Origin of the sequence: Enemella evansiae, assembly GCF_002250705.1 — a bacterium.
In the GTDB taxonomy this organism is placed as follows: domain Bacteria; phylum Actinomycetota; class Actinomycetes; order Propionibacteriales; family Propionibacteriaceae; genus Enemella; species Enemella evansiae.
This window is the reverse complement of the sequence record NZ_NMVP01000001.1, coordinates 1-23,524: the sequence shown is the minus strand read 5'-3', so window position 1 is coordinate 23,524 and position 23,524 is coordinate 1. Positions and strand designations below refer to the sequence as shown.

The 23,524-nt window shown below is 70.3% G+C and carries 22 protein-coding genes and 1 tRNA gene; 10 read left to right on the top strand and 13 right to left on the bottom strand.

The window, feature by feature from the left end; all coding sequences use genetic code 11:
• Positions 1 to 2: 2 nt before the first annotated feature.
• From BI335_RS00115 to BI335_RS00105, 3 genes are all read left to right on the top strand, one after another.
• Entirely contained in the window at positions 3 to 974 is a 972-nt protein-coding gene (locus BI335_RS00115; protein ID WP_267489853.1) for an acetaldehyde dehydrogenase (acetylating), read from the top strand.
• Positions 971 to 2,047 carry a 4-hydroxy-2-oxovalerate aldolase gene (dmpG, locus tag BI335_RS00110; RefSeq protein ID WP_094360457.1) on the top strand — a complete coding sequence of 359 codons (1,077 nt, stop codon included), beginning with the start codon at positions 971 to 973 and terminating at the stop codon, positions 2,045 to 2,047. Before BI335_RS00115 ends, dmpG begins: the two co-directional genes overlap by 4 nt.
• Positions 2,048 to 2,125: 78 nt before the next feature.
• Positions 2,126 to 2,914 carry an IclR family transcriptional regulator gene (locus BI335_RS00105; protein WP_094424707.1) on the top strand — a complete coding sequence of 263 codons (789 nt, stop codon included), beginning with the start codon at positions 2,126 to 2,128 and terminating at the stop codon, positions 2,912 to 2,914.
• Positions 2,915 to 3,154: 240 nt separating this feature from the next.
• On the opposite strand, the gene BI335_RS00100 is transcribed toward BI335_RS00105, so the two are convergent.
• From BI335_RS00100 to BI335_RS00075, 6 genes are all read right to left on the bottom strand, one after another.
• Positions 3,155 to 3,496, bottom strand: coding sequence for a non-heme iron oxygenase ferredoxin subunit (locus BI335_RS00100; RefSeq protein WP_094429344.1), 342 nt, complete (start codon positions 3,494 to 3,496; stop codon positions 3,155 to 3,157).
• A gap of 61 nt (positions 3,497 to 3,557) precedes the next feature.
• A tRNA-Asn gene (locus tag BI335_RS00095) sits at positions 3,558 to 3,633 on the bottom strand.
• A 37-nt stretch (positions 3,634 to 3,670) separates the two neighbouring features.
• Complete coding sequence (locus BI335_RS00090) at positions 3,671 to 4,198, bottom strand: hypothetical protein (RefSeq protein ID WP_094429343.1); 528 nt, start codon at positions 4,196 to 4,198, stop codon at positions 3,671 to 3,673.
• 74 nt (positions 4,199 to 4,272) lie between these two features.
• Positions 4,273 to 5,109 carry a sigma factor-like helix-turn-helix DNA-binding protein gene (locus BI335_RS00085; protein ID WP_094429342.1) on the bottom strand — a complete coding sequence of 279 codons (837 nt, stop codon included), beginning with the start codon at positions 5,107 to 5,109 and terminating at the stop codon, positions 4,273 to 4,275.
• Between the two features lie 104 nt (positions 5,110 to 5,213).
• Positions 5,214 to 7,079 (bottom strand): DNA primase, encoded by a 1,866-nt coding sequence (gene dnaG, locus BI335_RS00080; protein ID WP_094429341.1) that lies wholly within the window; start codon positions 7,077 to 7,079, stop codon positions 5,214 to 5,216.
• A gap of 60 nt (positions 7,080 to 7,139) precedes the next feature.
• Entirely contained in the window at positions 7,140 to 7,640 is a 501-nt protein-coding gene (locus BI335_RS00075) for a GNAT family N-acetyltransferase (protein ID WP_094429340.1), read from the bottom strand.
• Between the two features lie 222 nt (positions 7,641 to 7,862).
• On the opposite strand from BI335_RS00075, the gene BI335_RS00070 reads away from it, so the two are divergent.
• The 3 genes from BI335_RS00070 (at position 7,863) to BI335_RS00060 (ending at position 10,620) form a co-directional block, all read left to right on the top strand.
• Complete coding sequence (locus BI335_RS00070) at positions 7,863 to 8,564, top strand: peptidoglycan recognition protein family protein (protein WP_094429339.1); 702 nt, start codon at positions 7,863 to 7,865, stop codon at positions 8,562 to 8,564.
• Between the two features lie 120 nt (positions 8,565 to 8,684).
• The gene (locus BI335_RS00065) at positions 8,685 to 9,797 is read left to right on the top strand and encodes a peptidoglycan recognition protein family protein (protein WP_229118929.1); all 1,113 of its coding nucleotides are present in this window, start codon (positions 8,685 to 8,687) and stop codon (positions 9,795 to 9,797) included.
• Between the two features lie 100 nt (positions 9,798 to 9,897).
• Complete coding sequence (locus tag BI335_RS00060) at positions 9,898 to 10,620, top strand: ABC transporter permease (protein ID WP_094360676.1); 723 nt, start codon at positions 9,898 to 9,900, stop codon at positions 10,618 to 10,620.
• Between the two features lie 17 nt (positions 10,621 to 10,637).
• Here BI335_RS00060 and BI335_RS00055 read toward each other — a convergent pair whose 3' ends face one another.
• Both BI335_RS00055 and BI335_RS00050 read right to left on the bottom strand, forming a co-directional pair.
• A complete protein-coding gene (locus BI335_RS00055) occupies positions 10,638 to 12,770 on the bottom strand; it encodes an alpha-galactosidase (RefSeq protein ID WP_094429338.1) in 2,133 nt (710 codons plus the stop codon).
• Positions 12,763 to 13,899, bottom strand: coding sequence for an HD domain-containing protein (locus BI335_RS00050; RefSeq protein WP_094429337.1), 1,137 nt, complete (start codon positions 13,897 to 13,899; stop codon positions 12,763 to 12,765). The genes BI335_RS00055 and BI335_RS00050 overlap by 8 nt, the downstream gene beginning before the upstream one ends.
• A 216-nt stretch (positions 13,900 to 14,115) precedes the next feature.
• Between BI335_RS00050 and BI335_RS00045 the strand changes: the two genes are divergently transcribed.
• From BI335_RS00045 to BI335_RS00030, 4 genes are all read left to right on the top strand, one after another.
• Complete coding sequence (locus tag BI335_RS00045; protein WP_094429336.1) at positions 14,116 to 14,928, top strand: CDP-alcohol phosphatidyltransferase family protein; 813 nt, start codon at positions 14,116 to 14,118, stop codon at positions 14,926 to 14,928.
• 181 nt (positions 14,929 to 15,109) lie between these two features.
• Complete coding sequence (locus BI335_RS00040; RefSeq protein WP_094407250.1) at positions 15,110 to 15,469, top strand: DUF2809 domain-containing protein; 360 nt, start codon at positions 15,110 to 15,112, stop codon at positions 15,467 to 15,469.
• A gap of 17 nt (positions 15,470 to 15,486) precedes the next feature.
• The gene (locus BI335_RS00035) at positions 15,487 to 16,845 is read left to right on the top strand and encodes a hypothetical protein (protein WP_094429335.1); all 1,359 of its coding nucleotides are present in this window, start codon (positions 15,487 to 15,489) and stop codon (positions 16,843 to 16,845) included.
• 25 nt (positions 16,846 to 16,870) lie between these two features.
• Positions 16,871 to 18,190, top strand: a complete 1,320-nt coding sequence (locus BI335_RS00030; protein ID WP_094429334.1) for a PQQ-binding-like beta-propeller repeat protein — start codon at positions 16,871 to 16,873, stop codon at positions 18,188 to 18,190.
• A gap of 239 nt (positions 18,191 to 18,429) precedes the next feature.
• On the opposite strand, the gene BI335_RS00025 is transcribed toward BI335_RS00030, so the two are convergent.
• The 5 genes from BI335_RS00025 to BI335_RS00005 form a co-directional block, all read right to left on the bottom strand.
• Positions 18,430 to 19,779: a phosphatidylserine decarboxylase gene (locus tag BI335_RS00025; RefSeq protein ID WP_094429333.1), complete on the bottom strand. Its 1,350-nt coding sequence runs from the start codon at positions 19,777 to 19,779 to the stop codon at positions 18,430 to 18,432.
• A 95-nt stretch (positions 19,780 to 19,874) separates the two neighbouring features.
• Entirely contained in the window at positions 19,875 to 21,347 is a 1,473-nt protein-coding gene (locus BI335_RS00020) for a 2-hydroxymuconic semialdehyde dehydrogenase (protein WP_094429332.1), read from the bottom strand.
• Position 21,348: 1 nt separating this feature from the next.
• On the bottom strand, positions 21,349 to 21,597 hold the full coding sequence (locus BI335_RS00015) for a tautomerase family protein (protein ID WP_094429331.1): 249 nt from the start codon (positions 21,595 to 21,597) through the stop codon (positions 21,349 to 21,351).
• The gene (locus BI335_RS00010; RefSeq protein ID WP_094429330.1) at positions 21,597 to 22,403 is read right to left on the bottom strand and encodes a 2-keto-4-pentenoate hydratase; all 807 of its coding nucleotides are present in this window, start codon (positions 22,401 to 22,403) and stop codon (positions 21,597 to 21,599) included. Before BI335_RS00010 ends, BI335_RS00015 begins: the two co-directional genes overlap by 1 nt.
• A gap of 76 nt (positions 22,404 to 22,479) precedes the next feature.
• Positions 22,480 to 23,256 (bottom strand): IclR family transcriptional regulator, encoded by a 777-nt coding sequence (locus BI335_RS00005; RefSeq protein WP_094429329.1) that lies wholly within the window; start codon positions 23,254 to 23,256, stop codon positions 22,480 to 22,482.
• Positions 23,257 to 23,524: the final 268 nt, after the last annotated feature.

Genomic DNA, 23,524 nt, shown 5'->3' with positions numbered 1-23,524 from the left:
CCGTGTCCGAAACCACCGAACTGCCCGATGCCAGCGGGCGTCCCTACACCGCAGCGATCGTCGGTCCGGGCAACATCGGTTCCGACCTGATGTTCAAGCTGTTCCACCGCTCCACCCAGATCCAGCCGACCTACATGATCGGTGTCGATCCGAAGTCCGACGGCCTGGCGCGCGCCAAGCGGCTCGGCCTGGAGGTCTCCGCCGAGGGCGTGGATTGGCTGCTGCAGCAGGAAAAGCTGCCCGACTTCGTCTTCGAGTGCACCAGCGCGAAGGCGCATGCCGCGAATGCGCCGCGTTACAAGGAGGCCGGGATCAAGGCGATCGACCTGACCCCCGCGGCGGTCGGCCCCTACCTCTGCCCGCCGGTCAACCTGGATTCGCTGACCGACATCGACAACGTCAACATGATCACCTGCGGCGGCCAGGCGACTACCCCGATGGTGGCCGCGGTGAGCAGGATCGTCCCGGTGGAGTACGCCGAGATCGTCGCCTCGATCGCGTCCAAGTCGGCCGGCCCCGGCACCCGCGCCAATATCGACGAGTTCACCGAGACCACCTCCAAGGCCCTCGAGGTCGTCGGCGGCGCCGACCGCGGCAAGGCGATCATCATCCTGAACCCGGCCGAACCGCCGCTGATGATGCGCAACACCGTCTACTGCTCGCTGCCCGCCGAGGCCGCCGAGCCGGGTGAGGTGCAGGACCGGATCCGCGAGTCGATCGAGGAGATGGTGAAGACCGTCCAGGACTACGTGCCCGGCTACGGGCTGACCGCCGAACCGCAGTTCGACCACGCCCGCCCGGAGTGGAACGACTGGGGCCGGGTCACCTGCCTGGTGCAGGTCCGCGGTGCGGCCGACTACCTGCCGGAGTACGCCGGCAACCTCGACATCATCACCTCGGCCGCCGCGCGGACCGGCGACATGCTGGTCCAGCGGATGGCCGAGCACGCCGCCCAGGAAGGGGCCCAGGCATGAGCGACGACCAGCGCACCACCGAGCAGACGGCCGGGGCCGAGAAGCCGAAGTACAAGGTGCGGATCACCGACACCACGCTGCGCGACGGCTCGCACGCGATCCGGCACCAGTACACCAAGGAGAACGTCACCGACGTCGCCCGCGCCCTCGACGAGGCCGGCGTACCGGTCATCGAGGTCACCCACGGTGACGGGCTGGCCGGCTCCTCGTTCAACTACGGCTTCTCCGGCACCAACGAGATGGACCTGATCTCGGCGGCCAAGGACGTGGTCAAGAATGCCAAGATCGCGGCGCTGATGCTGCCCGGGCTGGGCACCGTGCACGAGATGAAGGAGGCCCGCGAGCGCGGTATCGACATCATCCGGTTGGCCACCCACTGCACCGAGGCCGACGTCTCCATCCAGCACTTCACCGAGGCCCGCAAGATGGGCCTGGAGACCGTCGGGTTCCTGATGCTGTCGCACATGACCACCCCGGAGGATCTGGCCAAGCAGGGTCGGATCATGGTGGACGCCGGCTGCCAGTGCGTCTATGTGGTCGACTCCGCCGGTGCGCTGATCCTGGAGGACGTCTCCGACCGGGTCACCGCACTGAAGCAGGAGCTCGGCGACGAGGCCCAGGTCGGCTACCACGGTCACCAGAACCTGAGCTTCGGTGTCGCCAACTCGGTGCTCGCGGTCCGCGCCGGCGCCGACCAGATCGACGGTTCGCTGTGTGCGATGGGTGCCGGTGCCGGCAACTCGCCGACCGAGGTGCTGGTCGCCGCCTTCGACCGGGTCGGCATCGAGACCGGCATCGACCCGAAGAAGATCCTCAGCGCCTCCGACGACGTGATGCGCCCGATCATCCCGCGGTTGCCGATCATGGAACGCTCCTCGATCGTGCAGGGCAAGGCCGGGGTCTACAACTCCTTCCTGTTCCACGCCGAGCGGGCCGCGGAGCGCTACGGCGTGCCGGCGTACGAGATCCTCGAAGAGGTCGGCCGGCGCCGCTACGTCGGCGGCCAGGAGGACATGATCATCGACGTCGCGGTGGCGATGGCGAACAAGGCCAAGGAGCCCAGCGCGAGCTGAAATACGGGTGATTTCACCCGTACGTCCGCGGCGCCGCACTGGCTAGACTGGCGCCGCGGACGACGGAGTGAGGCGACATTGACCGGGAACAGGGACAGCCGGACGGCGGTGGACAAGGCGCTGGCCCTGCTCGGGGCCTTCGGCAAGGAGGCCGAGTCCGGGGTCGGGGTGAGCGAACTCGCCCGGCGCACCGATCTGTCCAAATCCACCGCGTTCCGGGTGCTCGGCATGCTGGAACGCAATGGCGCGGTGGAACGGGCGGGCAGCAACTATCGGCTCGGCCCGCTGCTCACCGAACTCACCGCCCCGGTGCTGCTGCCCGAGGTCGAGGAGGTCCGCGACGTCCTCACCCCGTTCCTGGCGCACCTCTATGAACGCACCCGGCAGACGGTGCATCTGGCGATGCTCGACGGCACCGATGTGGTCTATCTGAACAAGCTGCACGGCCTGCACCAGGTGCCCTCCCCCTCCCGGATCGGTGGGCGCATCCCCGCCTACTGCACCGCGGTCGGCAAGGTGCTGCTCAGCCACGACCCGGAACTGATCGAGCAGGTGCTGGGCGGTGAGCTGCCGCAGTGGACCCCGAACACCGTGACCGATCCGGGCCAGGTACGCAGCGAGCTGGCGCACATCCGGCGGAGCGGGATCGCCTTCGACCGCGAGGAGATCCGGATGGGGCTCAACTGCGTCGCCGCGCCGGTGTTGTCGGCGACCGGTACGCCGGTGGCCGCGCTGTCGGTCTCCGGCCCGACCCAGCACTTCGACCCGCGCAGCCAGGCCGACGCCCTGCGCGAGGTCTGCGTGAAGGCCTCCCAGGCGTACGCCGCCCGGCACCGGATGCTGCGCCGCAGCCGCCTCCCCTCCTGACCCCCCACGTTCATCGAGTAGCGCCGCCGGCGCAGCGGAGCGGAGCCGGCGGCGCGTGTCGAGATGAACGCACCCGAACCCAGCCCTCGACTTCGCACCCGTCCGGTCCACTTCGCACCCGTTGCACGCCCATGGGTTGGGTGCGAAGTGGACCGATTGGGTGCGATGCCGACCAGATCCGCCGACCCGCCACCGTTCGCGCCAGCCGGGCCACCGGTCCGGCTCCGCAGTCTCCGCGGCTCAGTCCTCGGTGACCTCGTCGGGCAGCAGCCAGACGCCCTCGTCGCGTACCTCGACCCGGTGCGTGGCGACCGGTTCGGTGGCGGGCAGGGTGAGCGGTACACCGGTCTTCAGGCAGAACTCCGAGGAGTGCACCGGGCACTCGATGGTGTCCCCCTCGACCCAGCCCTCATCGAGCCAGGCGAGTTGGTGGCTGCAGGTGTTGTCGACGGCATAGAAGGTGCCGTCGGCGGAGCGGGCCAGGCAGACGTCGTCCTCGGTACCGGCGATCTCGGCGTCGATCTTCATCGCCTGACCCGGTTCCAGCTCGTTGACATCGGCAACCCTGACAGCTTCACTCACGGCAGTGAGCCTAGCGAAAGAAGAAGGCCCCTGACCGCTGTGGTCAGGAGCCTGTTCGATCTGGCTCCCCCGACTGGACTCGAACCAGTAACCCTTCGATTAACAGTCGAATGCTCTGCCAATTGAGCTACGGGGGATCGCCGTGGCGCGGTTGGAAACTCTAGCAGGATCGCCTCAAATGTCGTAATCGGATTGCAGCCGCCTGGTCTCGGCCCCCAGCAGCTCCCGCACCTCGGCCGAATCGGGCGTACCGCGGCCCCGTCGGGTGCGCCACAGCAACGGTGCGGAGCGGTCCCCCAGGTCGCGCCGGGCACTGACCACCGCACCCTCCCGGGTGCCCTCGATGTCCAGATGCTGCTGCACCACGATGCTGGCCGCGACCCGCTCGGCGAAGACCTCGGGCACCCGACCCGGGTTGTCCAGCAGCACGCTCCCCCGCCGGCCGTCGACGAGCTCCCAGCGCAACTCGGAGTTCTGCGAGTTCCAGCCGCCGCGGTCGATCTCGTGCCAACCGACGAAAAGCCAGCCATCGCCGCGCTGCACCGCCAGCGCATCGGGCAGCAGCACGGTCCACAACCCGTCGTTCTCGGTCGCCACGATCGGGCGGGTGATCCGGCGATCGAACCGTTGGGTGTACGCCTCGGCGAGTCCGTCGGCGGTCGTCTTGTCGAGCTTCGGTTGCTGGCGGCGGAACAGGGGCATGGCGCCATCCTAGGGTCCTCAACCGGCGGTGGTTTCGACTCGCTGACGCTCGCTCAACCAACGGTGCGTCTCGCTCAGCCGGCGGCGGGCAGGTCGTCGGTGTGGCAGACCTCGCGCAACCGGTCGAGACCGCGGTGCTCCAGTCGGCGCACCCGGGAGGCGTCGAGGTGCAGGATCCGGGCGGCCTCGGCGTACGAGGTCACCTCGCCGGCGAAACCGAACCGCAACCAGAGCACCCGGGCTTCCAGCTTGGGCAGGGCGGCCAGCCAGTCATGCACCGGTGCCGGCGCGTCGACGACCCGGCTCAGCCGCTGCTGGGCGGTCGGGTCGGCCGGTTCGTGGTGGTTGGCCCCGTCGAACAGCAGCACCGCCGCCTCGGCGTGCATCGCCCGCTCCACCCGAGCGGCCGGTACGCCCAGCAGTTCGGCCACCTCGACGGCACTCGGTTCCCGGCGCAGGCTCTGGGCGAGCCGCCACCACTGCTGCCGGATGCGGACCCGGTCGATCGGCGCCGGTGACACCTGTTGTCGCCCGATCGCTTCGGCCACCCCCGAACGGATCCAGGGCAGGGCATAGGTCGCGAACCGGGTGCCGTGCCGGTGGTCGAAGCGGTACAGCGCGGTCACCAGCGCCGCGAACCCCTCCTGGAACAGATCGGGTTCGCAGGCACCGGTGGCCCGGGCCATCGGCCGCGACACCATCGACACCAGCCGCACATTGGCCATCAGGAACCGTTCGGCCGCCGACTCCCCCTCGGCGACCAACCGGTCCAGCTGCGCCATCGTCGCGGCCGGATGCCCACCAGCCTGATGCAACCGGTCGGCGTACAGCCCGACCTCGATCCGCCGCGCGAGCTCGATCTCCTCGGCCGCGCTCAACACCTCGGCCGCTTCCACCGTGCAGTACTCCATGCCCACACCATGGTCACCGCCGGCCGGATCGAGCGGCCGATCGGCCTTCCTGTGGAGTCAACAACCGGACGACACGGATTCCTCCGGCCCGCTGACATCCACCCTCAGTCGGTGGCCCCCAGGGTCCGCACCTGCAGGGTCTTGCGGTCGGCCTCCAGGGACAACAGCTCGGCGAACATCTGGTTGTAGCTCGGCTGCTGTTCGACCGGATTGGTGCGCTGCAGCCGCGACTTCAGGTCCGCGATCCGGCGATTCACCGTCAGCAGCCGCAGCTTCGCGACGTACGCCGCCACATAGGCCTCGTCGGCGGTGTGCAGCAGCTGCTCCACCGAGAGCGCGACCACCAGCTGGCCGAGCTCGGTGTCGCCGCTGGCGGCCTGCACCCGCTGCGCCCAGTCGTCCCCGCCCCGCGGACCCGCCTCGGCCACCGACCGGCAGGCGGTCAGCACCGCCGCGTACGCCGGATGGGTGAAGTCGTCGCTGGTGATCTGCTGCCAGTCGGCGCCGAACAGCTCGGGTTGCTGCAGCAGCAGCTTGGCGATGTCACGTTCCACCACCAGGCGCCGATCCCGGGGATCGGGCCACGGCATCCCGCCGGACCGCTCCCGGGCCGGTTGCGGCTGCGGGGCCGCCTCCTCCTCGGGGACGCCGCCGCGGCGGGCCGCCCGGGCGAGCTCGCGGCGTACCTCGTCGACGTCCATGCCGATCATCCCGGCCAGCTCCCGCGCATACCCCGACACCAGCGAGGTGTCGCGGATCGAGGACACCAGCGGTGCCGCGGCCCGCAGCGCCCCGAGCCGACCATCGGCGCGGTCCAGGTCGAACCGGGACAACACATTGCTCATCACGAAGCGATACAGCGGCACCCGGCGGGCGACCAGCTCCCGGACCGCGGCCTCGCCGTGGTCGAGCCGCAGGTCGCACGGATCCAGCCCGGTCGGCTCGATCGCCACATAGGTCTGGGAGATGAACTTCTGGTCGAAGTTGAACACCTTCAGCGCGGCGGCCTGACCGGCCGCGTCACCGTCGAAGGTGAAGATGATCTCGCCGGCGAAGGCGTCACCGCCCATCAGCCGCTGCAGGGTGCGCGCATGGTCCTCACCGAAGGCGGTGCCGCAGGAGGCGACCGCGGTGTCCACCCCGGCCAGGTGCGCGGCCATCACGTCGGTGTAGCCCTCGACGACGACCGCCTGGGACTTCTGCCCGATCTGCTTGCGGGCCAGATCGAGGCCATAGAGCACGTGGGATTTCTTGTACACCGGGGTTTCCGGGGTGTTCAGGTATTTGGCGGGCATCCGGTCGTCGTCGAAGATCCGCCGGGCACCGAAGCCGACGACCTGTTTGGAGGAGTCGCGGATCGGCCACAGCAACCGGCCCTGGAAGAAGTCCCACCCGGACTCCCGGGCGAGCCCGGCCTTGACCAGGTCGGCACGGGAGAATCCCTTGTTCTGCAGGAAACGCTGCAGTTCCTTGCCACCGCGGGGAGCCCAGCCGATGCCGAAGTGCTCGGCGGCGGCGCGGTCGAATCCTCGCTGGGCAAGGAATTGTCGGCCGGCGAGCGCGTCCGAACCGGCCAGTTGCCCGGAGAAGAACTCGGCGGCGGCGGCGTTCGCCTCCAGGATCCGGGTCCGCAGGCCCGGTTCGGTGCGCGGTGCCCCGGGGCCGTCCAGGTAGCGCAGTTGCACCCCGACCCGATCGGCCAGGTTCTCCACGGCCTCGGTGAAGGACAGGTTGTCGTGCTTCATCAAGAAGCTGAGCACGTCGCCGCCCTCACCGCAGCCGAAGCAGTAGTAGAAGCCCTTGCTGGGGGTGACCTGGAAGCTGGGGGTCTTCTCGTCGTGGAACGGACACAGGCCCTTCAGCGATCCGCCGCCGGCGTTGCGCAGTGCGACGACCTGCCCCACGACCTCCTCGATGCGGGCACGGTTGCGTACCTCCGCCACGTCCTCATCCGAGATCCTGCCCGCCACGGGGTGCAGTGTACGCGCCGGTTCGAAGCCCGCAGCCCGCCCGTCCGGGTGCGGTCCGGCTCAGTCCAGTGGCCGCTTCATCCCGACGTGGCTGGCCCGGTAGCCGAGCCGTTCATAGAACCGGTGCGCGTCGGTGCGCGAGTTGTCGGTGGTGAGCTGGACCAGCCGGGCACCGTTGCGGCGGCCGTGCTCGTGGGCCCACTCGATCATCGCGGTGCCCAGTCCGTGGCCGCGGTACGCCGCAGCGATCCGGACCGCCTCGATCTGCAGCCGGGTGGTGCCGCCACGGGACAGTCCGGGCAACAGGGTCAACTGCATGGTGCCGGCCGGTTCACCCGCCCGATCCCGGACGACGACCAGCAGGTGGGCCGGGTCGACGTCGATGGCGTCGAAGGCCGCCCGATAACCGGCCTCCTCCACCCCGCTCTCCCGTCCGGAACCGAGCGGGTCGTCGGCCAGCATCGCCACGATCGCCGGCACGTCCTCCCGAGTGGCGCGGTCGAAGCGGAATCGCTGTCCCGCGACCTCGACGACGTCGCCCTCCTCCGCCATGGTGTCCATGGTGTCAACCTACGCCGACTGGGTGAGGTCATCTCGACACGGCCGCCATTGCTCCGCTTCGCTCCGCATGGCGGCCTACTCGATGACCGTGGGGCCCTGAAACGACCCTGAGTCCACGTCCCGGGCTTGGTTCCGGCGCTACCCTCGATTCAGGACCGCCTTCACCTGCCGGCAGTCTTCCTCTGCTGACACAGGGATTCTCGCCGCAGGCCAGGAGGACCGATGGACCCCTACCCGAGCACCGGGCAGCGACGGGTCAGCCGGCGCGCCCTGCTCGGCGGTGGCGCGGCCGCCGGTGCGGCGGCCCTCGGTCTGGGTGGCTATGCGCTGTTCCGCGACGACGGTACGCCGCAGCCGCTGGTCGGCGCTCCCCGGGTCGCCGGCACCGATGACTGGGGTGCCCGCAGCCCCGATCGGAGCCTGCGGACGCTGAGCTATCGACCCACCTATCTGGTGGTGCACCACACCGACACCGCGAACACCCGCGACACCTCGCGCAGCCAGGCGTACTCCCTCGCCCGCTCCATCCAGAACTGGCACATGCAGCAGGGCTGGGGTGATTCGGGCCAGCACTTCACCGTCTCCCGCGGCGGCGTGGTGCTGGAGGGCCGGCACGGCAGCCTGGCCGCGGCCCAGGGCGGTCGACGGTTCGTGCAGGGCGTCCATGCTCCTGGCAGCAACCGCACCGGGATCGGCATCGAGACCGAGGGTGACTACGTCTCCCAGCTCCCGCCCACGGCCCAGCGGCAGGCCCTGGTCCAACTGCTCGCCTGGCTCTGCGGGCAGTACCGGATCCCGGTCTCCCGGATCATCGGCCACCGGGACAGCCAGGGTTCGAACACCGACTGCCCGGGGGCCCGGTTCCATGCCGACCTGCCCCGGCTGCGCACCGAGGTGACCGCCTTCCAACGCGCCAACAGCTGATTTCGCGACCCGCAGCAAGCGGAAGTTTCCCCTTCCAGGCAAGGGAAAGTTCCGCAGTCACCGAGGTTTCCCGGGCACCGGGTGAGCCCTAGGTTCATCGCAGACCTAGGAGGACGCCCCATGAACACCCCGATCACCCAGCCGCGGCTCAGCCGCCGAGCCCTCATCGGTGGCGCGGCCGCCGTCGGCACCGTGGCCGCCCTCGGCATCGGTGGCGCCGCGTACGCCGCCGTCGCCCGCCCCCGGATCTACACCACCGCCCAGTGGGGTGCCCGCAATCCCGACCGGCGGCTGAACACCCTCGGCTACCGGCCCACCTACGTGGTCATCCACCACACCGCCACCCAGAACGTCAGCGACACCTCGCAGGCCCAGGCGTTCCGGTTGTCCCGGCAGATCCAGAACTGGCACATGGACAAGGGCTGGGGTGACTCCGGTCAGCACTTCACCGTCTCCCGTGGCGGCGTGGTGATGGAGGCCCGGCACGGCAGCCTGGCCGCGGCGATCGGCGGGAAGAACTTCATCGAGGGCATCCACGCCCCCGGCAGCAACCGGACCGGTATCGGCATCGAGAACGAGGGCACCTACACCGCCCAGCTGCCGCCGGCGGCCCAGCGCCGGGCGCTGGTGCAGCTGGTCGCCTGGCTGTGCCAGCAGTACAAGATCCCGGTGTCCCAGATCATCGGGCACCGCGACAGCATCGGTTCGTCGACGGTCTGCCCCGGTGACACCTTCCACAAGGACCTGGCGCGGTTCCGCAGCGAGGTCGCCAAGGTGCTCGGCGGTGGCGGCACGCCCACGCCACCTCCCCCGCCGCCGCCCGCCGACTCCTGGCCGGTGCTCAAGAGGGGCAGCACCGGTGACGCGGTCCGCACCGCCCAGCACCTGCTGCGGCACCACCGGGCGGCCGGTGATCTGCAGGTCGACGGGTCCTTCGGGCCGGCGACCCAGACCGCGGTGACCACCTTCCAGCGCGCCCAGCGGCTCAGCGCCGACGGGGTGATCGGCCCGAAGACCTGGCCGAAGCTGGCCGTGGTCGCCCGGCGTGGGGCGACCGGCGATCTGGCCCGGGCGGTGCAGTTCGCGCTGAACACCGCCGGCGCCCGGATCGCGGTCGACGGCTCTTTCGGCCCGAAGACACTCGCCGCGGTGAAGGCGTACCAGACCCGGGAGAAGCTGGAAGTGGACGGCATCGTCGGTCCGCTGACCTGGCGTTCGCTGCTCGCCGGCTGAGGTTCCGGTCCGCGGCCGCGGCCCACCGGCCCGGTTGTCGGTCCACCGGCCTAGAGTTTGCCGGGTGGAGGGACAGCTGGGCTGGTCGTTGCTGGCCGCCATCGTGCTGCTCGTCGGGCTGGCCGTGTTGTTCTCGGTGCTGTCCCGGCTCGGGCTGGCGCGGGAGCTGTCGGTCGCCGCGGTCCGCGCGGTGCTGCAGCTCGCCGCGATCTCCCTGATCATCGTCGTCGCCATCCGACACCTGTGGTTGGCGGCGCCGCTGGTGCTGCTGATGTTCGCGGTCGCGGTGGGCACCTCGGCGAGCCGCTGTGGCGTACGCGATCGCTGGTGGTGGGTGGCTCTTGCCATGGGCTGCGGTCTGCTGCCGGTGCTGGTCGTGGTCTTCGCCACCGGCGCGGCCCCGTTGAACGGCGCCTCGCTGATCCCGATCGCCGGCATCATCGGCGGCAACACGATGACCGGCCACACCCTGTTCGCGCGCCGCGCCTTCGCGCAGCTGCGCGGCGAGCAGCCGCAGTACGAGGCGGGGCTGTCGATCGGGCTGGAGCGGCACCAGGTGCTCACCGAGCTGGTCGACCCGGCGCGCACCGAGGCGCTGGTGCCCAACATCGACCAGACCCGCACCGTCGGCCTGGTCACCCTGCCGGGCGCGTTCATCGGCGTGCTGCTCGGCGGTGGCAGCCCGTTGCAGGCCGGTGCCGCACAGATCCTGGTGCTGGTCGGGATCATGGCCGCCCAGACGATCACCGTCACCGTCGCCGCCCGGCTGGTGGCCGCGGCGAAGCTGCTGCCCGCCGATCTGCGGGGCCAACTGCGGCCCTGATCAGTCCGCGGCGTCGATCATTCGGCGACGAGATGCCAGATATCGGCCTGGTCCGGGGTCAGCTCGGGTGCCTGGACACCGACACTGCCCCAGACCCGGCCGGACAGCACCGGTTCGCTGCCCCACCAGGTCGGGGCGCCCCGGTTCGCCAGCCGGGGACCGGTCGGTGCGACCCGATGCAGCCGGTAGCGACGGTCGGGATCGAGGCCGGGCAGGCGGACCGTGCCGGCCCGGCCGGTATCGAGCATGTCCAGCTGCGCCAGGCTGTAGAGCGCCTGTGAGCCATCCTCGGCGACCACCCCGTCGAGCTGCAGCGCGGTCGCGGGGTCGCTGCGATGGATCCGGCCGCGGTGCACCCAGTCACGGACCTGTTTGTGCAGCGCCACCCACTGGGCCACCTCGGCCCGTTCCGCATCGCTCACCTCGGACAGATCCCATTCGATGCCCAGATGCCCGAACAGCGCGGTGGCGCCGCGGAAACCGAGGTCGCTGACCCGGGCGGTGACCTTGTTCCGCGGTGAGGGGATGTGGCTGCCGAGCAGCTCCCAGCCGAGCAGTTGGTTGCTCCAGCGGTGCAGCCGATGCCGTTCGTGCGGGTCGATGTTGTCCGAGACCCAGATCCGGTCGCAGATGTCCATCACCCCGAGATCGACGCGGCCACCGCCGGAGGCGCAGGACTCGATCTCCAACCCGGGTTGGTGTTCCTTGAGTTCGCGCATCAACCGATAGCAGGCGAGCGTCTGGGCGTGCACCCCGGGCCGGCCATCCGGCGCGGTACCGGCATCGATCAGATCCCGGTTGTGGTCCCACTTGAAGTAACCGATGTCGTATTCATCCAGCAGCGCCACCAGCTGGTCGCGGACATGGTCGTAGCACTCGGCGATGCCCAGGTTCAGCACCTGCTGGTCGCGCTGCGCCGGCGGCAGTCGGTCGCCGGTGGCCATCACCCAGTCGGGGTGGGCGCGGGCGATGTCGGAGTCGAGGTTGACCATCTCCGGTTCGATCCACAACCCGAACTCCATCCCGAGCTGGTGCACCCGATCGATCAGCGGCCCGAGCCCGTCGGGCCAGGGTTCGGGCGAGACCACCCAGTCCCCCAGGCCGGCCCGCTGGTCGCGGCGCGCGCCGAACCAGCCGTCGTCGAGCACGAACCGTTCCACACCGACCTCGGCGGCCCGCTCCACGATCGGCAGCAGCCGTTCGAGGGAGTGGTCGAAATAGACGGCCTCCCAGACATTGAGGGTGACCGGACGCGGCCGGGTCGGGTGGTTCGGCCGGGACCGCAGCCAGGTGTGCAACCGGTCGGCGACCTCGTCGAGGCCGCGGCCGTGGCTGGCGTACAACCAGGGACTGGTGTAGGACTCGCCAGCGGCCAGGCGTACCTCGCCGGGGAACAGCGCCTCCCCGCCGCCGATCGCCTGCTGCCCCGACCAGGTCCGTTCGGCATGGTGGCTGTGGTTGCCGCTCCAGCCGGTGTGCACCGCCCAGATCTCGCCGTCGGCGAAGTCGAAACCGGGCGTACCGAGATGCACCATGGTGGCGGCCTGGGCACCGGTACGCCCCCGCCAGGACTCCCGCTCCCAGCGGCCCTGTTGCAGTCGGTGTCGTTGCGGGACGCGTTCGTGTACGCCGCTGCCGGCCAGATCGAGGATCTCGGTGGCCCGTTCCGGGACCGGCAGCGCCAGACTCAGCCGGTCGAGCTGGTAGTCCTCGGCACCGGTGTTGGTCAGCTCTGCGCGCAACCGCAGCGCACCGCCGGTGAGCAGCTCGACGGTGAGGGTGGCGGTCAACCGGGCCGCCTCATCGACCAGGTCGAAGCGCACCGAGCGCTCCTGCTGGTCGACACCGGTGCGCCGCCAGGCCGGGGACCAGTCGCGCCCGGATCGGGAGCCGAGCACCCCGGCCCGACCGGCCCAGCCGGTGCGCTGCTCGGGCAGGATGCCGAGCCGCATCGGCACATCGGCCCCGTTGGTCCGGGTGCTCTCGGCGGTGCCTCGGGCGAGCTCGAGGAGGTCCTCGGCGCTCAGCTCGCCGAGGTCGGCGCCCCAGTGCACGACCGCCGGTGCCTGCTCGTCGTCGAGCTCGAAGATCACACTGGTGCCCTCGCCCCGCAGGTGGATCGGGGGCGTCGGTCTGGCCGGGTCAGGCACGGTCGATTCCTTGAGGTAGCTGGTCGGTGGGCCAGTCCAGGACACGGACCGCGGTGTCGAAGGCGTACCGGTCGGTCATCCCGCCGATCCAGGTGACCGCGGCCCGCAGCGCCTCGGGGCTGCCGGGGTCGACGGCGGGCTGTCCGGGCAGATCGCGGGGGTGCTCGGCGTAGTGCTCGGTGAGCGCACACAGCAACCGGACCACCGCACTCGCCTGGGCCAGCGAGGTCGGCCGGGTGTAGATGCGTTCGTAGTTGAAGGCGCGCAACCCGGCCAGCGCGGCCGCCGGTTCGGGCGCCATGCCGACCTGGCCGGATTCGAGCACGCCGTCGATCACCGCATGCACGAAGGTGCCGAGCTGTTCGCGCCGGGTCCGACCGCAGATGTCGGCGATCTCGGCGGGGATGTCGCGTTCGGCGACGATGCCGGCGTGCACCGCGTCCTCCAGGTCGTGGGCGCAGTAGGCGATCCGGTCCGCCCAGGACACGATCTCACCCTCGACGGTGCCGGGCGCGGGCCGCGACCAGGAGTGGTTGCGGATGCCATCGAGGGTCTCGGCGCACAGGTTGAGTGGGGTGAGCACGACGTCGGCGCCCCACGGACCGTGGTCGTAGCCCTCGGGGATGTAGTGGTCGAAGGCGTCCTCGGAGGCGTGCCCACCGGGCCCGTGGCCGCAGTCGTGACCGAGCGCGATGGCATCGGCGAGCGCCACGTTGACCCCAACGCCGCGGGCGATCGAGGTGGCCACCTGGGCGACCTCGAGGGCGTGGGTGAGCCGGGTGCGTTCGTGATCGGCGGGGTGCACGACGACCTGGGTCTTGCCGGCCAGCCGGCGGAAGGCGGTGGAGTGCACGATCCGGTCGCGGTCCCGTTCGAAACAGGTGCGTTCGGGGTCGGGTTCCTCCTCGACGGCGCGGTTGCCGGCGCCGTGGGCCAGGGCGGCACCGGGGCTGAACAGCGCCGCCTCGCGGGCCTCACGCTCCTCGCGGCCGTTGCGTCGGCCGAGGTCGATGCCGGCGGCCGAATCGCGGTGCGCCCGGACCAGCGCACTCGGCGTACCGTCGTCGGAAACCTGGTGGCCGGCCATCGTGGCGGCCCATTGCACAGCCCGCGGCAGCGGCTGGGACATCGTTCTCCTAGAGGCGATCGCAGGATCGGTGCCCGACCCTACTGCACCGCGGGCGAACAGTGCTCCCGGGGCGGGACGGGTGCGGGAACTCAACGTTTCCGGGTGCCGAATCGTTCCACACCGCGGCAGGTTCCGGTTCGAATGATCGGGGGAATTCCGGTGAAATCCCCTGCGGACCGTTATCGTGACTGAGCAACGCGCCCGAGGAGGACGGAGATGAGCCAACAACCGATGCGGCCGCACCAGCGGCTCAGCGGGCTCGCGCTGCGTCCGGACCGGCAGCACCCGAACAACACCCCGCAGCCGAGCTGCCGGGAGCAACTGGTCTGCGGGGACCGGAGCGCGAAACGGATGATCGGCTTCGCCCTGGTGCAGGCCTGCACCCTGGGCAGCATCCTGCTCGGCCTGGCGGCCATCCTGTTCGCCGCCAACGGCGGGCTGACCGAGGCCCGGGGCTGTCTGCTCGGGTGCATCGCACTGGACGGCCTGGACGGCAGCCTGGCGCGGAAGTTCGGGGTGTCGACCCCGTTCGGCGCCCAGATGGATTCGCTGGCCGACATGGCCTCGTTCGGGATCGCGACCCCGCTGGTCACCTATTACTGGCTGGCCGATCGGGGGCCCGCGTGGCTGGTCGCCGGGGCCTGCATCGCGATGGCACTGGCCGCCGCGATCCGGCTGGCCCGCTTCAACGTCACCCCCTACAACAGCACCTGGTTCCAGGGACTGCCGACGACGATCGCCGCACTGATCCTGATCGGCAGCAGTCTGGCGGTGCCGCGGCTGGGGTTCGTACCGGCGATGATCCTGATCCTCGCCTGCACCGCCGCCATGGTCTCCTCGTTGCCCTATCCCAAGCTCAACCAGATGCTGCGGATCCGGACCTGGCTGCTCAGCCTGGTCGGGATCGGCGCGATCATCAGCATGCCGACCGTCTTCGTGGCGGTGATCGGCACCTTCCTGCTCAGCGGCCCGCTGCTCGCCCTGCGCTACCGGCTCGCCCCCGACGACGCCGACGCCCTCCCCGAGTAGCGAACGCTCATCGAGTGGCTGACCCGGCGCAGCGAAGCCGAGCCGGGTCAGCGTGTCGAGATGAGCGCCTCCCCGGGCCGACCCGCTCGGTCGGGGCATCGGACTTCGGTCGGGGCATCGCACACCATGCCCGGACCGACGGGCGATGCCCGGACCGCCCGCGATCCGCTGGGATTGTCGAGTGCGTACGCCGACCCGCAAGCGGGCAGTCCTGGTCCTCATCGTCGCCCTGGTGGTCGGGTTCGCGGTCCAGCCGTTTCGTGAGTTGCCCGGTACCGATGCGGTCGGTTCGGCGATGTACGCCGCAGCGGCCGTCGGCGTCTGGGCACTGCTGCTGCCGCACCGGGGTGCGCTGCTGCCCGGGCTGATCGGGACCGTCCTGGCCTGCGGGGTGGAACTGTGGCAGCTGTCCGAGCTGCCGCAACGGATCGCGGCCGTGATCCCCGGTGCGGGTTTCGTGCTCGGCGGCGCCTTCGACCCGCTGGACCTGCTGTGGCTGGTCGCGGGCGGCCTGCTCGCCACGCTCGTACTGGCCCGCTGACTGCGTACTCTCACTGGGTGTTCCGCACCCTCACCGCCGTCGCCGCCTGCCTGGTGCTCGCGGTCACCGGCTGCACGGCCGCAGTCGACCAACCCCGGCCCGCCCCCACGCCTACCCCGACGGGGCCACCGATCTATCAGGGCCCCGAGTTGCCTCGGTTGGTCACCGAGGAGGTGCCGGTCGACCCGCGCGTCTGGGTGCGGGAGGCGTACGGTCCGGTGGTCAGGACCGGCACCGAGACCGTGGTCGTCCGTGGTGGTGGTGCCGAGGGTGGCGCGGGCTTCAGCGTGCTGGATCTGCGTACCGGGCGGCAGTTGTGGAGCTCGGCCGATCTGCCGGAACGGGTCGAGGTGCCCGGGATCGGTCGGGTCGTCGCCTCCTCATCCGAGGTACGCGCCGCCGATGATGGCGGTGGGGGCATCCTGGTCGCGTCCTACTATCAGAATCCCTGCCCGGACAAGGCTCAGCCGTGCCCCGACAACCGACCCGGGATGACCGAGGGCAAGGGCTTGCTGGCGTTCTCGGTCGCGGATCGGCGGTTGCTCTGGAGTGCGCCGTTGCTGCCACCGGTGCCGGGCAACACCCCGGTGGCCGAGGAGAACCGCTGGCGCTTCCCCAAGGTCGTCGCCGCGACCGCGAAGGCCGTCGTGGTCAACATCGGCGCCGACCCCGGTGACGGGACCCGGTACCTACCGGGCAGACCGCCGCCGATGACACTCGCGCTCGATCCGGTGTCCGGGCGACGCCTGTGGGAGGTCCAGGGCGTCCTCACCCAGCAGGTCGTCGATGATCTGGCGCTGGGCATCGCCGCGCCGACCGACAGCGCGAACCCGCCGGTGCCGGTGGCGCTCGATCTCGGCACCGGGACCGAGCGCTGGCGCCTGCCCGCGGCGGAGGCGGGTGACTGGGTGGAGGTGACCCCGGGTCTGGGGTTGCTGCGCCGGCGAGACTTCTCGACCAACCGGGCGACCACACCCCGGCTGGTTTCCCTGCCCGGGGGCGAGGTCGGGCCGGAACTGCCGCAGGACGAGAACTTCGTCGGCCTGGGGAGCGGCAGCGACGGGATCCCGTACGCGACCTGGATCGAGTCCGTCCCGGGCAGCCGCGAATACGCGTTGCTGAGTCAGGGATTTCGTGACGCGCAGCCACGGACGGGGCCGACGCGGCTCGGTGGGCACGGTTCGGTGCTCGGGGTCGCCCGAGGGTACGCCTGGCGGACTCTCGGCGCTCCGGAGAACGGGGTCACGGCGATCGACCGGACCGGGTCCGTCCGCTCCGATCCACTCCCCGGGTTCCCCCGTTACGTCGACGACGAGCTCCTGGTGACCGGGGGCCCAGGTGGGCCCCCGCGGATCTGGCGTCATCGGCCGGGCTGACCCGCGCGCGGATTAACCTCATCGGATGCTCCGCACCCTGGTCGCCGCCGCGAGCTGCCTGATGCTGGTGGTCACGGGGTGTACCGGGAGCGGCACCGAGCCCGCACCCACGCCGACCGGTCCACCGGTCTACCGGGGCCCCGAGCTGCCCCGATTGATCACCGAGGAGATACCGGTCGATCCCAACCTGGCGGTACGGAGTGTGGACCGCCCGGTGACCAGGCTCAACGAGAACACGTTGGTCCTCGGTGCGGGCGGCGCTTTCAGCGTCATCGATCTACGGACCGGCGCAGAGCAGTGGAACGGCCGCGATCTGCCCGAAACCTTCACCCTGCCCGAGATCGGCCGGGTCAGCCTGTTCACCATGGACGGCTGGGCCACGGCGGATGATCGCGGGGGTCTGCTGGTCGAGCAGTACTACCAAGATCCGTGTCCGGGCGACGCCGGGTGCACCGCCGACCGGGCCACGCTGACCGAGGGCAAGGGATTGCTGGCGTTCTCGGCGGTGGATCGACGACTGCTCTGGAGTGCCCCGGTGCTGCCACCGGTGCCGAGAGACTCCGTCGGCGCCAGGGGCCGCAACAACATCTTCCCGAGTATCGTCGGCGCTTCCCGTGACGTGGTCGTGGTGAACATCGGCGGCGACCCGCCCCATGGGACAGGGTACGGACCAACCGATGGCACGCCCCGTGTGACGATGGGTTTCGATCCGGCGACCGGCGAGAAACTGTGGGAGATCCCCGGCGTCCTCACCCAGAAGTTGGTCGACGGTCTGGCCCTCGGAGTAGCCACTCCCGATGACGGCGGAACCCTTCCGACGCCGCTGGCCCTCGATGCCCGGACCGGCCGGGAACGATGGCGACTGTCCGAACCCGGACGGTGGCAGGACGCCACTGCCGGTATCGCACTGCTTGACCGGGCAGATCGAAACCTGACCAACCCATTGCAGCCTCGCCTCGTCGCACTGCCCGGCGGCGAACTCGGCCCAGAACTGGGCCAGCGCTCGTTCGTCGGCCTTGGCACCGACCTCGACGGTATCCCCTTCGCCAGTTGGGTCAGCAACGCCCCGACAGGGTCGACCTACGCGCTGTGGAGTCAGCGGCTGAGCGATCCCCAGCCATTGCATGGCCCTGGGCAACTCGACGACCTGCGTTTCGTCCATGGCGTGACGAACGGCTATCTCTGGGTGGGTGCAGGTTCGCGCGAGACTCGGGTCACCGCGCTGGACCGGTCCGGAACCGAGCGCTCCGATGCCTTACCCGGGTTTCCCCGCTACATCGACAATGACATCGTCGTCACCGACGGCACCGGCGCCGTGCGGATCTGGCGCCACCGGCCGGCCTGACCCGTTGTGGTCCCCGCTGACCGGCCAGAATTTGCGGCTCGATCGAGAAATCCGCCGATCCGGGCGCCGGTCGGGAATCGAGCCGCAGATTCCGGTGGGAGCAGCGAGGCGAGGGCCTGCACCGACTGGGTGGTCACGCAAGAAGGAGCGTTTGCTCACTGGGCTGCTCCCGGGCATCGACCGCAGGCACGGACACGCTCCGCTTCGCTGCGCCGGGCCCGCTACTCGACGAACGTCGGTCAGCGCCAGCGGGCGATGATCGTCTCGCCACCATGCACAACGGCCCCCTTGCTGACCACGGCCTCGGCCCGGTCGGCGGGGAGGTAGACATCGGTCCGCGAGCCGAAGCGGATCAGCCCGTACCGCTCGCCCTTGGCGAGCACCGAGCCGGCACCGTGCCGGACCACGATCCGGCGGGCCACCATGCCGGTGCGCTGGGTGACCCCGACCCGGCCGCGGGTGGTCTGCAGCACCACGGTCTTGGCCACGTTGTGTTCGGCGGCCGGTTTCATCGCCGCGGCGTACCCGCCCTCGTTGCGGTCGATCACCTCGACCACCCGCCCGGCGACCGGGGAGCGGTTGATGTGCACCGAGAAGATCGACAGGAAGGTCGCGATCCGCAGCCACGGACCCGGGCCGAGATGCTCGTCGGAGTCCAGCCGTTCCACGCTGAGGACCTTGCCGTCCACCGAGGAGACGATCGCCTCCGGGTCGGCCGGCACCTCGCGTACCGGGTCCCGGAAGAACGCCGCCCCGGCCAGTCCCAGCCCGGCCGGCAGCAACCATGCTCCCCTAGCCAGGCGTGACTGTGTCCCGCGGCCGGCCAACCCGACCAGCCCGGTGGCCACCGCCGCACCGGCGGCGATCCCCACGCCGTCCCGGTCGATGTGCATCCGGCGGGTCAGCGGAACGCTGGTCGGCACCCGCGCCGGGCCCACCTCCTCGGCCTCCGCATCGGGGGCGTCGGTGAAGCGCAGATGGTGCGCCCAGGCGGGCGGGATGTTGCCGAACACCAGGTCGGTCCGGAACCGGTGCCGGTCCAGCAGATCATCGAGGAAGTCCGAGTGCCCACCACCGCGACCGGTGAACCGGTCGAAGGCCTGCCGGAAACCGCGCAGCCAGGCGTACTCGATGTAGGTGCAGGTCCCGCCGGGCCGCAGCACCCGCCGGATCACCTCGAAGATGCCGCGGGTGGTCTCCTCACCGAGGGTGTTGAACGGTACCGAGGCGATCACCACATCGAACTCGGCGTCCTCGGCGAGTTCGCGGACATCACCGGTGATCACCTCGCTGCGCCCGGCGACGCGCCGGAAGTCGGGCTCGTCGGCGAACCGGCGGCGCAGCACCTCCGCGTACTCGGGCATCAGCTCGACACAGGTCAGGGTGTCCTCGGGCCCCATCGCCTTGACGATCTGTGCGGTGATCGGGCCGACCCCGGGGCCGATCTCCAGCACCCGCGTGGGCGCCCCGTCGCGGCGGATCAGCTCGGCGGCCATCGCCCGGGCCGCCCGGGCCGAGGTCGGGTGGACCGCCCCGACCGTCTTGTAATTGGCCAGGCTGTGCTGCAGGAACAGGCGGGTGTGCCCCATCGATCGCCTCCGTCGGGTCGTGGTTCCGGGCCAACCCTAGGGGATGACCGGAACCACGACCCCCGCGGCGATCCCCGCGGCGACTCCGCGTCGGATCAGAGCTTCACGCAGACGTTGGAGGTCTCGGTGTAGAACTCCAGCCCGTGCACACCGCCCTCGCGGCCGATGCCGGACTGCTTCATGCCACCGAACGCGGTCCGCAGATCGCGCAGGAACCAGCTGTTGACCCAGATGATCCCGGCCTCCAGCTGCGGCGCGACCCGGTGCACCCGGGACACATCGGAGCTGAAGAAGGTGGCCGCCAGCCCGTACTTGGTGTCGTTGGCGAGCTTGATCACCTCGTCCTCGTCGGAGAACGGGATCAGCCCGGTGCAGGGGCCGAAGATCTCCTCGGTCATCGTCCGGGAATCGTGCGCCAGGCCCTTCCAGATCGTCGGCTCGACCCAGGAGCCGCCGTCCCGCTCGTCGCCGAAGCTGGGCGCGCCGCCGCCGTGCAGCACCTCCGCACCCTCGTCCTGGGCCAGCTTGTAGTAGCTGATCACCTTGTCCCGGTGCTCGTCGGAGACGACCGGTCCGAAGGTGGTCTCCTTCTCGTCGGGGTAGCCGTAGCGCAGCTTCTTGGCGTACTCGGTCAGCTTCTCGGCGAACTCGTCGAAGACCGACTCGTGCACATAGATCCGCTCGGTGCCCAGGCAGACCTGGCCGGTGTTCAGGAACGAGGCCCGGCCGAGTTCGTTGACCGCCACGTCCAGATCCGCGTCCTCGAAGACAATGCCGGGGTTCTTGCCGCCCATCTCCATCGAGGACGCCTTGAGCGTCGGCGCGACCGCCTTCAGGATGTGGGTGCCGGTGACCGTCTCGCCGGTGAAGGTGATGCCGTCCACCCCGGGGTGGGAGGTGAGCATCTCGCCGGTGTCGCCGAAGCCGTGGATGACGTTGTAGACGCCCTCGGGCACGCCAACCTCGTTCATCACCTCACCGAGCAGGGTGGCGGTGGAGGGGGTGACCTCCGACGGCTTCACCACGACGGTGTTGCCGCAGGCGAGGGCCGGGCCGACCTTGAAGGTCATCAGCAGCAGCGGCAGGTTCCACGGCGAGATCACTCCGATCACTCCGCGCGGGCGGCGCACGCCGTAGTTGAGCGCGCCGCGGCCGTCGGGGGTCGGCATCGGGAAGGCCTCGGTGGCGTGCTCCTTGAGCACGTCGGCGAAGGCCTCGAAGTTGGCGCCGCCGCGCGGGATGTCGACGTGGCTGGCGGTGGCGTACGGCTTGCCGGTGTCCAGCACCTCGGCCTCGAGGAAGTCGTCGAAGCGCTTGCGGACACCCTCGGCGATCGCCTTCACCATCGCCGAACGCTCGAACACCGACAGCTGACCCCAGGGTCCGCTCAGCGCGGCCCGGGCGGCGGCAACGGCGTCGTCGACCTGCTGCTGACCGGCCCGGTGCGCCTTCGCGGTGACCTCACCGGTGATCGGGTAGAGCACGTCGAAGGTGTCGCCGGTCTCGACATACTCGCCGTTGATGAAGTTCGGCAACTGCCGAACGGTGATCTCCTTGCGCTTGCTCATCTCATTGACCCTTCTGTTTCTGCTGCTCTGCTTGGGATTCCGCGGCTTCGCGGGTACGCCGTTCGGCACGTTCGGCGAGGGTTTCGTCGGCCGCGGCGAAGTGGGTGGCGGGGACCTCACGCAGGATCACCCGCACCGATTCCCGGGGGCCGACCCCGGTGTCGACCACCGCGTCGGTGAGTGCGGTGATCAGGTTCCGGAGCTTCTCCGGGGTACGCCCCTCGGCCAGGGTGACCTCGACGATCGGCATCAGCCGGCCGCCTTCTCGGCCGGCTCTCCCCCGTCGATGGTGATCTCGCCCAGGGTGGAGAACTTCGCCTCGGTCCGGCCACCGGGCGGGGCGAAGACGGCGTCGGTGATGCCGCCGGTGAGCACGATCCAGCCCGGTTCGATCGCCAGGCCGCGGCGGGCCAGGTCGTTGGCGGCGAGCGCCAGCGCCTCACCGGGGTGACCCTGCACGTCGGCACCGGTACCGGTGTAGACGAGTTCACCGTCGGTGTAGACCTCGACCTTCTCGTTCACCAGGTCGATGTCGTCGGGGCTGACCTCGTCGGCGCCGACGACGAAGGCACCGGAGGAGGCGTTGTCGGCGATCACGTCACCGGCCTTGAACCGGAAGTCCTTGTAGCGGGAGTCGATGATCTCCGCGCCGCGGGAGATGCTGCCGACCGCGGCCATCGCGCTGTCCCGGGTGACACCGGGGCCGGACAGCCGATCTTTCATGGTGAAGACGATCTCCGGCTCGATCCGCGGGTGGATCAGCTTGTCCTGGGGCACCGGCTGGCCGGGTTCGAGGACCATCGCATCGGTCAGCCAGGCCACGAAGGGGGCGTACACCCCCATCCGCTTCTGCTTGGCCTCGCTGGTCAGGCCGAGCTTGACCCCGATCAGCTTCTCCCCGCGGGCCAGCCGCTTGGCCAGGGTGGCGTCCTGGATCCGATAACCGGTGTCCACGTCCAGTTCGGGCCATTCGTCGGTGAACGGTTCCCGGTCACGTCGCTCGGCCTCACACGCCAACAATTCCTCGCCGACGCTCTGCTCGTCCCACTGGGCCATGGATCCTCCTCGATTCGCTGTATTGCGAGTTCAACCCTAGGACGGCAGGACGGCTTGCGGGTGGGTCGTTCCGTGCTCAGGAACGCCGGGCGGCGGTGAGGTCGGCGGCGATCCGGGCGGCGGCGTGCTGGAGCAGGCGGACCAGGGTGGCCTGGCGGCGGTCGAGGTCGTCGGTACGCCCGAAGAAGGAGACCGCGGCGATCGCCTCGCGGCGCAGGTCGAGCACCGGGACGGCGATCGTGCTGACCCCGTCGTAGGACTCGTCGCGGCTGGTGGCGTACCCGCGCTGGCGGACCTCGGCGAGCGCCTGCTCCCAGTCGGTCGCGGTGCGCACGGTGTTGCTGGCCCGCGGCGGGAAACCGGCCTCGGTGCGGGCGTCGGCCAGGCGCTGGTGCCAGGCGGCGAGCGCCTTGCCGGAGCTGGAGACGTGCGCCGGCAGCCGGCGCCCGGACTCGTTCAGCTCCACCCCGCTGCGACCCACGTCGATCCGTTCGACGAAGACCACGTCGGCTCCGTCGGGTACCGACAGGTTGACCGTCAGCCCGGTACGCCGGACCAGGTCCTGGCAGATCGGCAGCGCCACCTGCCGCAGGGTGGAGCGCACCTGGGCCAGATGGCCGAGTTCGAACAGGTGCAGCCCGAGTCGGTAGCGGCCGGTCTGCGGGTTCTGCTCGACGAAACCGCGGGTGCGCAGGGTGGACAGCAGCCGGTGCGCGGTGGACTTGGCGACCCCCATCCGGCGCGCCAGATCGGACACCCCGAGCTCCCCGTCGACCGCGAAGCACTCCAGCAGGTCCAGTGCCGAGGCCACCGAGCGCAGTCCCTCGGACTCGGCGGCTGGCTTGGTCGTCATGCCGCCGATTCTCCCACGCACCCCCACGCTAGCCACCCCCACGCTCATCGAGTAGCGAGCCATGCGGAGCGAAGCGGAGCAATGGGTTGCGACGGTCCTATAGATCGTCAAGTGGTCATGAGGTCGGTTTTGAGGTTTCGGTAGATGGTGCGGGCGAGGTGGCGTTTGAGGCATCGGATGGTTTCGGCGCGGGTCTTGTGTTCGCTGGTGCGTCGGTGGAAGTAGGCCTGGGTGTCGGGGTCGCGGCGCAGCCGGCCGATGATGACCA